The organism is Oxalobacteraceae bacterium OTU3CINTB1 (assembly GCA_024123955.1).
Classification (GTDB): domain Bacteria; phylum Pseudomonadota; class Gammaproteobacteria; order Burkholderiales; family Burkholderiaceae_D; genus Rugamonas.
Genome location: CP099652.1, coordinates 677,663 through 691,442, shown reverse-complemented (window position 1 = coordinate 691,442; position 13,780 = coordinate 677,663). Strand labels below are relative to the sequence as shown.

The 13,780-nt window shown below is 63.5% G+C and carries 14 protein-coding genes and 1 tRNA gene; 7 read left to right on the top strand and 8 right to left on the bottom strand.

What is annotated here, in order from left to right; genetic code table 11:
• The first annotated feature begins 12 nt into the window (after positions 1–12).
• The 4 genes from NHH73_02980 (at position 13) to NHH73_02965 (ending at position 2,189) form a co-directional block, all read left to right on the top strand.
• The gene (locus tag NHH73_02980; protein ID USX27282.1) at positions 13–777 is read left to right on the top strand and encodes a cytochrome c1; all 765 of its coding nucleotides are present in this window, start codon (positions 13–15) and stop codon (positions 775–777) included.
• A 115-nt stretch (positions 778–892) separates the two neighbouring features.
• Positions 893–1,504 carry a glutathione S-transferase N-terminal domain-containing protein gene (locus NHH73_02975; GenBank protein ID USX27281.1) on the top strand — a complete coding sequence of 204 codons (612 nt, stop codon included), beginning with the start codon at positions 893–895 and terminating at the stop codon, positions 1,502–1,504.
• Positions 1,505–1,604: 100 nt separating this feature from the next.
• A complete protein-coding gene (locus NHH73_02970; GenBank protein ID USX27280.1) occupies positions 1,605–2,087 on the top strand; it encodes a ClpXP protease specificity-enhancing factor in 483 nt (160 codons plus the stop codon).
• Positions 2,088–2,113: 26 nt separating this feature from the next.
• A tRNA-Thr gene (locus tag NHH73_02965) sits at positions 2,114–2,189 on the top strand.
• 172 nt (positions 2,190–2,361) lie between these two features.
• Here the strand turns inward: NHH73_02965 and NHH73_02960 are convergent.
• From NHH73_02960 to NHH73_02950, 3 genes are read right to left on the bottom strand one after another with little or no spacing between them, the layout of a single operon-like run.
• Positions 2,362–2,730, bottom strand: coding sequence for a hypothetical protein (locus NHH73_02960; protein USX27279.1), 369 nt, complete (start codon positions 2,728–2,730; stop codon positions 2,362–2,364).
• Between the two features lie 9 nt (positions 2,731–2,739).
• The gene (locus NHH73_02955; protein ID USX27278.1) at positions 2,740–3,210 is read right to left on the bottom strand and encodes a penicillin-insensitive murein endopeptidase; all 471 of its coding nucleotides are present in this window, start codon (positions 3,208–3,210) and stop codon (positions 2,740–2,742) included.
• Positions 3,211–3,218: 8 nt separating this feature from the next.
• On the bottom strand, positions 3,219–3,710 hold the full coding sequence (locus tag NHH73_02950) for a type VI secretion system tube protein Hcp (GenBank protein ID USX27277.1): 492 nt from the start codon (positions 3,708–3,710) through the stop codon (positions 3,219–3,221).
• Between the two features lie 481 nt (positions 3,711–4,191).
• Between NHH73_02950 and NHH73_02945 the strand changes: the two genes are divergently transcribed.
• Positions 4,192–4,458 carry a hypothetical protein gene (locus NHH73_02945; protein ID USX27276.1) on the top strand — a complete coding sequence of 89 codons (267 nt, stop codon included), beginning with the start codon at positions 4,192–4,194 and terminating at the stop codon, positions 4,456–4,458.
• A gap of 251 nt (positions 4,459–4,709) precedes the next feature.
• On the opposite strand, the gene NHH73_02940 is transcribed toward NHH73_02945, so the two are convergent.
• Positions 4,710–6,986, bottom strand: a complete 2,277-nt coding sequence (locus NHH73_02940) for an ATP-binding protein (protein USX27275.1) — start codon at positions 6,984–6,986, stop codon at positions 4,710–4,712.
• A gap of 102 nt (positions 6,987–7,088) precedes the next feature.
• Positions 7,089–7,538, bottom strand: coding sequence for a cupin domain-containing protein (locus NHH73_02935; protein USX27274.1), 450 nt, complete (start codon positions 7,536–7,538; stop codon positions 7,089–7,091).
• A 144-nt stretch (positions 7,539–7,682) separates the two neighbouring features.
• On the opposite strand from NHH73_02935, the gene NHH73_02930 reads away from it, so the two are divergent.
• The gene (locus tag NHH73_02930; protein ID USX27273.1) at positions 7,683–8,327 is read left to right on the top strand and encodes a response regulator transcription factor; all 645 of its coding nucleotides are present in this window, start codon (positions 7,683–7,685) and stop codon (positions 8,325–8,327) included.
• Positions 8,328–8,349: 22 nt separating this feature from the next.
• Here NHH73_02930 and NHH73_02925 read toward each other — a convergent pair whose 3' ends face one another.
• The 3 genes from NHH73_02925 to NHH73_02915 form a co-directional block, all read right to left on the bottom strand.
• Positions 8,350–9,324: an alpha/beta hydrolase gene (locus NHH73_02925; protein USX27272.1), complete on the bottom strand. Its 975-nt coding sequence runs from the start codon at positions 9,322–9,324 to the stop codon at positions 8,350–8,352.
• Between the two features lie 124 nt (positions 9,325–9,448).
• Positions 9,449–12,505, bottom strand: a complete 3,057-nt coding sequence (locus tag NHH73_02920; GenBank protein ID USX27271.1) for a histidine kinase — start codon at positions 12,503–12,505, stop codon at positions 9,449–9,451.
• Positions 12,506–12,634: 129 nt separating this feature from the next.
• Complete coding sequence (locus NHH73_02915) at positions 12,635–12,781, bottom strand: hypothetical protein (protein USX27270.1); 147 nt, start codon at positions 12,779–12,781, stop codon at positions 12,635–12,637.
• A gap of 697 nt (positions 12,782–13,478) precedes the next feature.
• Between NHH73_02915 and NHH73_02910 the strand changes: the two genes are divergently transcribed.
• Positions 13,479–13,757, top strand: coding sequence for a hypothetical protein (locus NHH73_02910; GenBank protein USX27269.1), 279 nt, complete (start codon positions 13,479–13,481; stop codon positions 13,755–13,757).
• Positions 13,758–13,780 lie beyond the last annotated feature (23 nt).

The window sequence follows — 13,780 nt, the reverse complement described above, 5'->3', positions numbered from 1 at the left end:
AAAGGACATGACATGAATTTTGCAAAGAAACTGCTCGCCGCGCTGGCCCTGCTGCCGGCCCTGGCGTTCGCCAACGAAGGCGGCGTCGCGCTCGACAAGGCGCCGGACCGGTCGAACAACATGGCCGCCTTGCAACATGGCGCCAAACTGTTCGTCAACTATTGCCTGAACTGCCACAACGCCTCGGCTATGCGCTACAACCGCCTCAAGGACCTGGGCCTGAGCGAAGAGCAGATCAAATCGAACCTGCTGTTCACCGGCGAAAAGGTCGGCGAGATGATGACCACCAATATGCGTCCGAAGGATGCCAAGGTCTGGTTCGGCGTGGTGCCGCCGGACCTGTCGGTCATTTCGCGGGCGAAATCGTCCGGCGCCGGCACCGGCGGCGACTATCTGTATACTTACCTGCGTAATTTCTACAAGGACGACACCCGTCCGACCGGCTGGAACAACCGGGTGCTGGAAAACGTGGCCATGCCGCACGTGCTGTGGGAGTTGCAGGGCATCCAGAAGATCAAGACGGTCGAGGTGGAAGATCCGCACGAGCACGGCAAGATGGTGCAGCAGTTCGCCGGCTTCGAGCAGGTCAAGGCCGGCAGCATGAACAAGTTAGAATTCGACACCGCCGTGGCCGACCTGGTCGGTTACATGGAGTGGATGGCGGAGCCTGCGGCGCAGACCCGCAAAAAATTGGGCGTGGCGGTGGTATTGTTCATGTCCCTGTTCGTCTTGCTGGCATGGCGCCTGAACGCGTCGTTCTGGAAAGAAGTTAAATAATCGAGAGCGCCGGCTGGCCCGGCGCTTGTTTTGCGATGTCCGCCGTTGGCGGGCGATCGATCCGGGGTGATCCGTTCGCGGGTTCACCCCCTTAGTTTTTAAGGAACTACAAAAAATGATGGTTCTCTACTCGGGTACAACCTGCCCATTTTCGCAGCGCTGCCGTCTGGTCCTGTTCGAAAAAGGCATGGACTTTGAAGTGCGCGACGTCGACTTGTTCAACAAGCCGGAAGATATCTCGACCATGAATCCGTATGGTCAGGTGCCGATTCTGGTCGAGCGTGAATTGATTCTGTACGAATCGAATATCATCAACGAATACATCGACGAGCGCTTCCCGCATCCGCAGCTGATGCCGGCCGACCCGCTGATGCGCGCGCGCGCGCGCCTGATGCTGTTCAATTTCGAAAAGGAACTGTTCGTCCACGTGCACGTGCTCGAAAGCGAACGCGCCAAGGGCAACGACAAGAGCCACGACAAGGCGCGCGCGGAAATCCGCGACCGCCTGACCACCCTGGCGCCGCTGTTCCTGAAGAACAAGTACATGCTCGGCGACGAATTCTCGATGCTTGACGTGGCCGTCGCGCCGCTGCTGTGGCGTCTGGACCACTACGGCATCGAACTGTCGAAGACCGCCGCCCCGCTGATGAAGTACGCCGAGCGCATCTTCTCGCGTCCGGCCTACATCGAAGCGCTGACGCCGTCGGAAAAGGTCATGCGCCGCTGATCGGTTCGATCGCGGAAACGCCGATGTTTAGTTGAAATTATCGGCGCGCCCACCGTGTTGAACCGGGGGCGTGCCGTGTTTTACCGTAGTCTGGAATACCATGTCCGAAATTTCTACCAAGCCCTACATGCTGCGCGCCATTTATGAGTGGTGCACCGACAGCGGCTACACGCCCTACCTGGCCGTCAAGGTCGACGCCTCGACCACCGTACCGATGGAATACGTCAAAAAAGGCGAAATCGTCCTCAACATCAGTTTCGGCGCCACCTCGGGGCTGAAGATGGACAACGACAGCATCCGCTTCCACGCCCGCTTCGGCGGCGTCTCGCGCGAAATCTACGTCCCGGTCAACAACGTCATGGCCATCTACGCCAACGAAAACGGCCAGGGCATGGCGTTCGAGCCGCAAGCCGGCGGGACCGATGCGCCGCCGCAGGCCGAGCAAACCAGCGTGCCGGGACCGTCGCTGGCAGCCGTGCCGACGCCCGCGCCGGAGGGCAAAAACGAGGCGGCAAGCGCCCCGCAGGACGACAACGACCCACCCAAAAAGGGCGGGCGCCCCACCCTGACGCGGATTAAATAGCGTATAATTTGCCCCGTACAAGTTTCGCCGACTTAGCTCATTTGGTAGAGCAGTTGATTTGTAATCATCAGGTGGCCAGTTCGAAACCGGCAGTCGGCACCAGAAATATCAAGCACTTAGCCCAGCCCTTACCGGCTGGGCTTTTTGTTTTCTGCGTCGGGTGTGCGACCAATATTTATCCGTCATTCGGATAAAAACGGATTATCTGAATTTCAGATAAATTGACGTTATCTGAAATTCGTATGCTGCGCTCACGAAAGTGTGTGCGTCGAGGTCAGCAAATTGAACCACCAATGCTCTTGCCGGAGGTAAGATCGAAGCCAAAGTCGCACTCGTATGCGTCCGAAGGGCGATATCGACAGGCCACGTTTTCTTTTTCACGCACCCTACCGCCTCTTTCGATACCGCACTCGCTCTTTTTGTCGGGGCCCATCACATCAAACATCTCCTTCGCAGCGCGGCCACGCACATAGAAGGCGACGTGAACATCTTTGGGAGCCGGTGCGTATGTGTCCCCAAGACCGCCGCCGTAGATCACATACTGGACCTCGGCCGGCCGAGTGATCCATTCCCATGGTTGTACACCGTGCGCAAGTGCGGCGGCGGTGACAATCAGCGTTGCTACGAGCGCTAAGGTCTTCACGTCACACTCCTATTCTAAGATCGTCACATGGAAGTGGTTGTCATGGTAGATGCGTGGCTGTACCCGAGGTATCTTGGGATCGTTGAAGTAAATAACCTTCACCAGATTTGACTCGAAGAAAAGACAGATAAGCATTTCGGTAGCTTCGCGGTCGTACTGGCGCTCATTCCAGCTAATTGGCAACTGCAGGCCGTCCTTGCGAATCAGTCGAATGTCCACATCCAAGCCGCTGACGTGGCCCTCGTGCGGGCGGAACTTGACTCCGTCAGCAAGGCTAATGTTTCCGATCCCGATTTTACGGTTGTCCATGCCCTGCCAACGATGCTCAACCAAGTTAAGCATCGAAAGTAGCTTGGGATGAGCAAACTGGCCGGCCCCACGCGCTGGGGTGCCGTACGTGTAGTATCCATGGCCACCGTGCTCCGGGCCCTGCGGCAGCTTAAAAAAGCCTCGTGCGTCCTTGACAGGCGGCTCATTCATGATTGCTCTCACACGACTCGGTTAGCAGATAAGTCCCATCCGCCGGCCGTATTACCACCTGCCCCGCCGCCGACCTTCTGTTGGGTGTACTTCCACTTCACCTTCGAAAACTTCAGGCCGACCGTTTCGCTGAGAATGTTCCCCTCGTGGACCACCGGAGTGACAGCGCCGATCAGCACGTTCTCCAACTCGATTTCGAAATACCTGACGCGTTCGCCTTGGCCGTCCGCGCGCAGGAATTCAAGCTTCGCACGAGCAAGGGTTTTGCCCATTACGCAGGTTTGCATCAAGATAGGCGACGAGAGGTCGGCCAGTTTATGAATGGTGATGTCGTCCAGCTCAGCACGTTCGGCGGTGTGGCCGCCGCCCGTTGATGATGTCGCGCTCTTCGGTTGCGACATGCCCCATTGGACCGTCGTGCATTCGATCCAGCCAGTGTGCATCGAGTCGGTCGACTCACCCTTGATCCCGTCAATATGAAGATACACGTCGATTGCCATGGTTTCCTCCCGTAGAGTGGCGCTGAATGATTCTGCCCGCTCGACCGACCGACCGATTGGCGCATGTCAAATACCATGCTGGGTGACAAACCACGCTTGCGTCGGATCAAAGGGGACACACGTTTCGTTCCTGCCATAGGTGGCTAGTTAGAAACTGACGGGCGGCATCAGAATTAGCAGGCATATCGGAGCGTCGCAAGCGTCGAGCTTGTGCCCCTTTTTGCTCTTGCAAGCCCCGCCGGGCGAGGCTGGTTGCATCTATTTCGTTTAGGACTAGACTCTCGGTTAAGCACTGACGTTCCGACACCAGGGGAAAACGGCTGCCATCATCAATTGCTCAGCAATTGGTAGATCAAGCGCAGGAGCTTGGGCTGGGCTACTGATGACCCGCCAGCATCGCTACACTGCTGTGCTGGATGCCTGTGCGCTTTATCCGGCTCAACTCCGGCCCCGCGCCCAACATTCTTGCTACAATCGACAGATGCGACAATTTCTTGCCATGATCATCGCGCTGGTCTTCGTGCTGCACAGCTCCGTGCTGGCGGCGGCGCCCGCTCGCATGTGCTGCAAGAGCGCCGATTGCCCAGTGACGCAATGCGTGGCGATGGATTGTCTGCCTGCGGCGATGCCCGCCATCGCCGCAGGTATCGCGCTGCCCGCGCCAACGCTGACGCGTCTGCCAGCCTACTGCCCTGCCCCGACCATGTCTCCGGCACCAGCGAAAGATGTCTGGTGTCCGCCTGATTAGCACACCGAAGTGATGTCACGACCAACTCAACTTCCAGCTAATAGGAAACACCATGAAATCAATCATCGTCAAAGCAAGCGCCGTGACGGCCATCCTTCTGGCTTCGGCTGGCGCCTATGCGGCAACCGCCATGGACTGCTGCGTCAGTCTGGACTGCTGCGTGAAGATGCTCGCCTGCTGCTTCTAACAGGTAGCAATTAAAAAGGCCCGCCGGCGACACGTCGCCGGCGGGCCTTTCGTCAACAGGAAGGTCAGTCAATTTCCGCCAACGTCTCGGCCAGCTCCAGCGTAAGCGTCGCCAGCTGCGGCCTCACCGCGTCCAGTTCGCCGGCATCGGCCAGTTGCTCGATACGGGCGCAGCGCGCACGCAACTCATCCGCGCCGAGAAACGCGGCCCCGCCCATCAGGCTGTGCACGGCCAGCGCAACCGCGGCACCATCGCCCTCGTCCAACCCCTGCCACGCAGCCGTCAACAGCCGCGGCCCTTCGATCATAAACGCCGAGCGCATGGCGCGCTGCAACTTGGCATCCACCTCCGCCGAACGCGCCCCGGCGGCCGGCAACTCCGCCACGCCAAACATATCGTCCAACTCACTCAACGCCGGCGCGCCCGCCGCCATGGCGCGCTGCTCGCCGATCAAAGGCCTGCCGTTCGCCAGCAACTTTTCCAGCTGGCGGGCGATCTCCGTGTGCAAAGCGATTTCATCGATCGGCTTGGCGAGGAAGCCGCTGGCGCCGGCCGCCAGGAAGCGTTGCCGCTCCTCCGCCGTCGCGTTGGCCGTTAGCGCGATCACCGGCACGGCGGCGTCGCGCACGCCGTCCAGTCCGGCGCGCAGGCGCTGCAAGGCGGCCCTGCCGTCCATGCGCGGCATGCGGCCGTCCATGATCACCAGGTCGTAGTCGCGCGCGGCCAATTCCTCCAGCGCCGCCAAACCGTCCTCGACGATGGTGAGGGTGTGGCCCATGTTGCTCACCAGTTCCGTCAAGATCACCTGATTGGTGCTGCCGTCCTCGGCGCACAGCACGGCCAGGCGGGCGGCGTGCGGGCGGCGCGCCTCCTCCACGAGCGCGGCCACCGGCACGCCGCGCTCCAGCGGCAGATGTACGCGGAACACACTGCCGACGCCGGGTTCGCTGCTCGCGTCGATGCGTCCGCCCATGGAGCCGACGATGTTCTTGCAGATGGCCAGGCCCAATCCGGCGCCGCCGTATTTGCGCGACGTGGCGGCGTCGGCCTGCTCGAACTTCTGGAACAGCCGGCCGAGCGCTTCGGCTTCGATACCGATGCCGGTGTCGCGCACGGTCAGGACGATGCCTTGATCGCCGTCCTCCGCCACGCTCACGCGCACTTCGCCGCGCTCGGTGAACTTGACGCCGTTGCCGACCAGGTTCACCACCACCTGCCGCAGCCGCGTCGGATCGCCACGCCACCAGGCGGGCATTCCGGGAGCGAACTCGGCGATGAGCGACACGCCCTTGGCCTCGGCGCGCTCGGCCAGCAGGCCCACCACGTCGTGGAGCAGGCCGGCGAGGTCGAAGTCCAGCACCTCCAGCGGCATCTTGCCGGCCTCCAGGCGCGAGAAGTCGAGGATGTCGTTGATGATTTGCAGCAGCACCTCGGCGTTGCTCAGGCTCAGGCGCAGCTTGTCGCGGGTGTTGGGCGCCACGCCCGCGTCCTTCATGGCGGACCGCAGCATGCCGATGACGCCGCCCAGCGGCGTGCGCACCTCGTGGCTGATCATCGCCAGGAAATCGCTCTTGAGCTGGTTCGACACTTCGGCCGCCCGCTGCGCCGCCAGCGATTCGGCCTGGCTCGCCTGCGAGGCGCGCAGGTCGGCCTCGCGCGCGTGCAGGGTGGCGATCTGCGCCTCCAACACTTGCCGGTAGCGGATTTCGTTGTCGTGGCTGCGGGTATGGATGACGCGCTGGCGCGCCAGGGCGCCGTCCAGCCCGTGCAGCAAATAGGTGCACGATACCGTCAGCACGGAGGCGACCAGCAGGAAATTGATGCTCAGGATGAGCCAGTGCGCCAGCGGGCCGACCTTCACGACGGCCAAGCCTGGTTCTATCCCGCCGCAGTAGCCGGCCAGAAAAAGGGTGGCGCCGCACCACGCGAGCGCCAGCAGGGCGGCCCTGCTGCCCACCAGAACCGTGCACAGCACCGGCACCGCCATCAAATAGATCTGCGACAGCGGTCCGAGGGAAAACAGCAGCACCACGGCGATCAGATAAACGATGCCCAGCAGTGCGCCGGCCCGCACCTGATAGGCGATATCCCGCCGATAATTCAGCCAACCGACGCCGGTGAGCGCGACGATGTCGGTCGCCACCAGCGGCAAGCGGCCTTGCTGCGCCGCCGCCCACATGCTGGGCACCAGGGCCAGCAGGCCAAGCCAGAAGGCGGCGGCGCACAAGCCGTTCAGCAGCCGATTGCGCCAGCCTTGCAGGTCCTGGTCGCCATGCTCGGGGCGTTCCATGCTGCGGTACAAGGCGGCGCGCAGGGCGCGCACCGGTGGGCTGTCGATCAAGGGGCTCTCGCGGTCAGTGGAAATTGGCGCGATTCTACTACTTTCCGCCACTTCTTAGCATTTCACCATGAAAGTTCCGCCGGCACTCCAGCCCCAACGATCTTACTTGTCGAGAATGACGATCGGCTTGTTCTTTTCCACCAGATAGGTGGCCAATTCCGACGTGGTGCCGGTGTCGATGTTCTTCGCCGAGTGCACCGCGCCGGCAGGGATGTAGATCGACTCGCCGGCCTTGAGGCGAACGACCTTGCCTTCCAGTTCATATTCGATGGCGCCGGTCAGCACGTAGGCGATCTCCACACCCGGGTGGGAGTGTTTCGGGAACGACGCGCCCTTGGCGAAATCGACGCGCACCTGGATCGCCTCGCGCGTGCTGTCGAACTGGCTGCGCACGGTTTCGGTGCGGGCGATGCCCTTGGCGTCGAACTTGGGAGCGCCCAGCGGCGCGGCCGACACGTGGTCGTGGGCGGCGGCCGGCGATTGCGCCTGGGCTTGCAGGCAGAACACCGCCAACGAGGCGGCCGCAACAGCGATTTTAGCGATTGATTTCATCATGTTTCCTTGGTGAGTGAACGGCGTGATGCCGAGAGTTACTTCTGGTTATATTGGGCGGAGCAACGACTGGTTGTCGATTGCCGCTGTGCTTGTACTTGTATTACACTGCGCGCAGCCCATCCGCCAACCCACGGAGTACACGTGTCGAGCAGTACCGAACCAAGCAGCAAGCCAGTCCGCATCCTCCTCGTCGACGACCATCCGATGATCCTGGCGGGACTGGCCGACACCATCGCCAACCAGCCCGATTTGCAGGTGGTGGGCGAACTCGACGACGGCGCCCGCGTGGTGGAGACGTTCGAAGCCTTGCGGCCGGACCTGACCATCATGGACATCGCCATGCCCGGGCTGGACGGCCTGCAGGCGCTTGAAGCGCTGCGGCAGCGCAACGGCCACGCCCGCGTGATCATGCTGACCACGCTGAGCGGCGACCACCAGATGCGCCGCGCGCTCGAACTGGGCGCGGCCGGCTTCCTGATGAAACACAGCCTGCGCAAGGACTTGATCGACGCGATCCGCGCGGTGCATGCCGGCCACCGCTGGATCCCGGCCGACGTGGCGCGCACCCTGGTCGAACGGCTGGGCCAGCCGAACCTGAGCGAGCGGGAGATGGCGGTGCTGTCGAGCGCGGCGGCCGGCAACGGCAACAAGCAAATCGGCGTGCACCTCGGCATCGCCGAGGACACCGTCAAAGCCCATATCCGCACCATCCTCGCCAAGCTCGACGCGCACGACCGCACCCACGCGGTCGCCATCGCGGTCAAGCGCGGCATCATCTCCCTCTAACGGCGCGCGCCGGCCCGCCGGCTTAGCCCTTGATGAAGGCCAGCAGGTCGTTGTTGACGCGGTCCTTGTGGGTATCGGTCAGGCCGTGCGGCGCGCCCGGATACACCAGCAGCTTGGCGTGCTTGACGATCGCGGCGGCGGCTTTGCCGGAGGCGTCGATCGGCACGATCTGGTCGTCGTCGCCGTGGATGATCAGGGTCGGCTTGTCGAACTTTTTCAGGTCGTCACGGAAGTCGGTCTCCGAGAACGCCTTGATCGAGTCGTAGGTGTTCTTGTGGCCGGCCTGCATGCCCTGCGCCGTCCACGAATTGATCAACCCTTGCGATACCTTGGCGCCCGGACGGTTGAAGCCGAAGAACGGGCCCGAGGCGATGTCGATATACAGCTGGGCGCGGTTGGCGGTCGAGCCGGCGCGGATGCCGTCGAACACTTCGATCGGCAGGCCGCCCGGATAATCGGCCTTCTTGAGCATCAGCGGCGGCACCGCCGACACCAGCGCCAGGCCGGCGACGCGTTTGGTGCCGTGGCGGCCGACGTAGCGCGCCACCTCGCCGCCGCCGGTGGAAAAGCCCACCAGCACCGCGTTCTTCAGGTCCAGCGCCTCGATCACCTGGGCCAGGTCGTCGGCGTAGTGGTCCATGTCGTTGCCGTCCCAAGGCTGGCTCGAGCGGCCGTGGCCACGGCGGTCGTGCGCGATGCAGCGGTAGCCGCGGTCGGCCAGGAAGATCATTTGCGATTCCCAGCTGTCCGAATTGAGCGGCCAACCGTGGCTGAAGACGACCGGCTGGCCATTCTTCGGCCCCCAATCCTTGTAGTACAGCTCGACGCCATCGCGGGTGGTCAGCGTCGAGACTTTGCGGGTCTGCGGTGTCGATGGCGTGGCGGCCGAGGCGTTGAGCGAGACGCCGGCGGCGGCGGTGCCGGCGGCGGCGGCGGCGGTGGCTGCGCTCATCAGCACATTGCGGCGGCGCTGGTCGGGATTGGTGTGGTTGGTCATGCTTTCCTCTCTTCGGTATCAATGGGGGCACGATGAACATGCAAGCCATAGCGTACCGTGGCGCGTCGCCGCCGCCATCGCCACGAAGAGCGCGAAGGCGCTAGCTCTTTCGAGCTAGCCCCCGCTAAGCGGCCTTCGCCTGGGGGCGGCGGCGCTGCCGCAAGCGGGCGAACAGGGCCGCCGAGCGGCCGCCGGCGTAAGCGTATTCGGCCGGGATGTCCAGGTGCATGACGGTGCCCTCGCCCGGCGCCGAGACCAGCTTGTAGCGCGCGCCGACACTCCTGGCGCGCTCGCCCATGCCGACGATGCCGTAGTGTTGGGGCCGGCCCGTTCCGCACGACATGGCCTCCGACATGCCGCAACCATCGTCGCGCACCAGCACCGACAGGCCGTCGGCACGGTAGTCGACGACCAGCTGCACCTTGTTGGCCTGGGCGTGGCGCGACGCGTTGAACAAGGCTTCGCGCGCAATCGCCTGCACCTCGTCGCGCAGCCGTGGACAGAGCGCGCGCGGCGTGCCGTGGATGGTCGCGCTGAAACGCTGCTGCAGCAGCACGTGGCCATATTGCGCCAGCACCTGGCCCAGCTCGCCGCGTTCGCCGGCGGTGCGCAGGTCGGCGATACAGTCGCGCCCTTCGGCCATTAATGCGTCGGCCAGGTCCAGGGTTTGTTCGAGCTTGCCGCGCTCCTCGGCGCTGATCGGCAGGCTGCGCGCCTGCTGGTGGAACAGCATGATCAAGCCCTGCACGCTTTGCAGCACGGTGTCGTGCAGGCCGCGCGCGATGCGCTCGCGCTCGGCCAGGCGCTGCTGCATGCGGTCGCGCATTCGCGCGGTCAGATGCCGCACGCGCAGCCGGTACAAGCCGCCCAGCAACAGCGCCGCCAGCAGCACCATCAGCACCTTGAACCAGTCGGTCTCGACGAAGCGCGGCGGCAACGTCAGCGCCAGCGTCGCGCCGGTCTCGTTCCACACGCCATCCTCGTTGGCGGCGATCACGCGGAAGCGGTAGCCGCCCGGGCCGAGGTTGGTGTAGACCGCTTCGCGGCGCATGCCGGCTTCCTGCCAGTCCGTATCGTAGCCTTCAAGCTTGTAGCGGAAGCGCACCCGCTCGGGCAGCGCCAGCGCCAGCGCCGTGTAGGCGATGCGCAGGTCGCGCCGTCCGGTCGGCAGCCGCACATCATGCAGGGACGGGGTGACGGGATAACTCAGGTCGCCCGAGCGCAACGACAGCACCTGCACCGGCGGCGCCAGCGGATTGCGCGCGATGGCGGCGGGATCGAGGCTGGCCACCTCGCTGGCGGTGGCGAACCACAGCCGGCCGTCGCTGCCTTGCGCCATCGACGGCAAGGGGCGCAACTGCTCGGCGCCGCCGACCAGGCCGTCGAGCGCGTCGAAGCGCTCGTAAGGCAGCGGCCAGTCCGGCTCGCGCAGCAGGCGCGCGACATCGCCGGCGGCGACGCGGCTGATGCCCTCGGAACCGTACAGCCACAGCTCGCCGTCGGCGGTGCGCACCATGCCTGAGATGCCGCGCAATTGGCGCCCGCCGGCCGGCGTCGCGCCATGCCAGCGCTGGCCGTCGTACCACGCCAGCCCGTTCTGGCCGCCGGCCCAGACGCGCGCGCCGTCCACCAGCAGCGATTGAACATTGCCCAGCCGGAGGCCGTCCGCCGCGCCGAACACCCGCGTCCGTTGGCCGTCGATCACCGCGATCCGGTTCTGCAGGTAGCTTGCCCATACGCGTCCGCCACCGTCGGTCGCCAGCGCCAGCGCCAGCTCGCCCGGCAGGCCGGACAGGCCGTCGTCCTTGCGCCAGGTCCCGCCGTCGATGCTGAACAAGCCCTGGCGCGACAGCGAGATCCACATGCGGCCCCGGGCGTCGATCGTCATCGCCTGGGCGTCGTGGCCGGCCAGATGCGCCGGATACGGCAGCCGCGTGAGCACCCCGGAGGCGTCGCGGTGCCAGCGTTCGACGTCGTTGGCCAGCCACAGGCCACCGTCGGGGGCGCGATAGGCGCCGCTGAGCCAGAACCGCCCCACCTGCTCGCGGGGACCGGCGGCGTCGTAGCGGCGCGGCGGATGGCGCCAGTCGCCGATGATGACACTGCCCCCCTTGTCGGCGATCACGCCGGGGCGGTCGAACGCGGTGGCCACCGGCACGGCGCGCAAGCGGGTGCGCCGCAAGCGGTCCAGCCCGGCGGAGGTGCCGATCCACAGATTGCCCTCGCGGTCCTCGAACGCCGTTTGCGGCAGCGGGCCGCTCATGCCGTTGGCCCGGGTCATCTGGCGCGCGTCGGCGCCCTTGCCAACGTAAGGGGCCTGGCGGCGTTCGAGCGCGTTCACCTTCAGTATCCACATATTGCCGTCGCGGTCGAACAGCGCGCCGTTGCCGCCCAGTTCCGCGCGCGGCGCCGGCTTGCCCGGCGGCGGCGCGGACAACACGCGGTAGTGCTTGTCGACGCCGTCCGAGCCCCACAAGGTGCCGTCCGGCGCCTCGGCCATCGCCATCAGGTCGATATGCGGCCAGGCGCGCCGGTAGCGCGTCTGGCCCGGATCGCGGTAGTAAATCCCGCCCTCGACCGAGACCCACTGGCGGCCGTCGCGGCCATACAAGACTTGCCGGGCGTGTTTTTCCGGCAGTCCCTCCGGTGCGCCGATCCGGCGAAAACGCGTCGCGCCGGGCGCCAGATGCGCCAGGCCGGTCCTGGTCGCGGCCCACACGCTGCCGTCGGGCCCTTCCGTCATGGTGAAGATCGCGCCCGGCGGCAAGCCGTCCGCCTCGGTGTACAGGCGCGCGCCATTGGCCCCGAACACGCTGATGCCGCCGAAGCGCCCGCCCACCCACAGTCGGCCGTCGCGCGTGGTCAGCAATCCGAGCGTGTTGTTGGTGTGTACGGGGTGGCCTTGCACGCGGTCCATGCGCTCGAAATCGACCCCGTCGAAGCGGAACAGCCCGTTGGGCGAACTGATCCACAGCCAGCCGTCCAGGGTTTGCGTGAACTGCAGCACGTCGGCGGGCGCGCCGCGATGTCCATTCCAGGCGGTATGGGCGTAATTGACCAGCGCCGGCACAGCGGCGACGGCCGCCTGCGACAGCACGAGCGCACCCGACACCAGCACGCGGCGCGGCCAGGTCGGGGCAAAGGTCGCTATGCGACGCGCGAAATCGATCGCGATCTTCAACGAAGGGCCGTTTTCATCAGGTTATTCAAGGGGATGGGACACCGTCGTGAGCGTGGCGCCTGCGCAGTGTTGCGATTATTATAGTTGATTGGCGGCAGGATTAAAGCCGCCGTCCGCCGGCGGGCGGGTTCACTTCGGCGGCGGGTAATTCTTGAGCAACTCGACCAGCTTGCGCGTCGAGTTCTCGCCCCACCAGTTCCACAACGCCTCCATTTGATCGCTGTTGCGCGCGAAGTAGGCGGTGCTGGCGGACAGCCACAAGGTCGAGGTGCGCACCGGTGTGACTCGACATTTAAGTCGGTAACTCCAACACAAAGTCGGTAACTGGGCTTTTTTTGGCAATTGGCCGGTAACTGGGCTTCTGCAGACACGCACACACACGTCGGTAACTGACATATAACTCGCTGAAACCATACGAGTTTTTCGCTCGGTGTAGAAACCGTGCGCATATAAACAACCCCAATCCCTTGAACGCCCCGGCCGAAAACGCGACACACATATTTCACATTAATATCGTTCGATTAACTACTTTGCACGAAAGCACGTGTTTTCAACAATACGTCGGTAATCAGATTCGCGTGTCAACAAGATGTCGGTAACTGGTCCCTGCTCGCGAGAGTGGCATTGAAGCGCCCCGAAAAAACTGTACGAAAACCCAGTATGTTCTTGCGTTACCGCAAAAGCCGAGTAGAATGAAACCACTACATCTAGTCGCAATTTGAATTTTTCTCCTAAATGTGGGCCAACCCTTGAAATCGTTTGGAGGTTTTATGACAATGAAGAAGAGTAATGAAAACACCTCATCCGCTGTCGCTAGCAAGGCCAGCAAGATTCTTTCAAACCCCAAGTCCACACCTGCCCAAAGGAGCGTCGCAGCATCGGCGCTAACTCAAGCAAAAGACAAAGCCAAGCGTTAATCGCCAGCCAGGCGGCATGCCTGGCTTTTCGTTCGCATTTACGAAATGGAGCTAACATGAAAATCAATCTTGCTCACATCAGGGCGCGCGCGGCATCGGGAGGCCACATAGATTTCGCCTTGTTTGACGCCAAGTCCAACAGTCGAGGCGACTCTGCTAACAGGCAGCTCTTATCCCAGCTGACGGCAAAGGCTCAGGCATCTGGGCTCAAAGTGGACCAGAGCGCCTTAGCCTACAGCGAGAACGGACGGATTCGTTTTTTTGGTGACAGGCATCTGGTAGACCACTTGGCTAACAGCGGGCTCCCAAATTGGACACATACGATTGATGTATGAGAACTGGGTCCGCGAGATAGTGG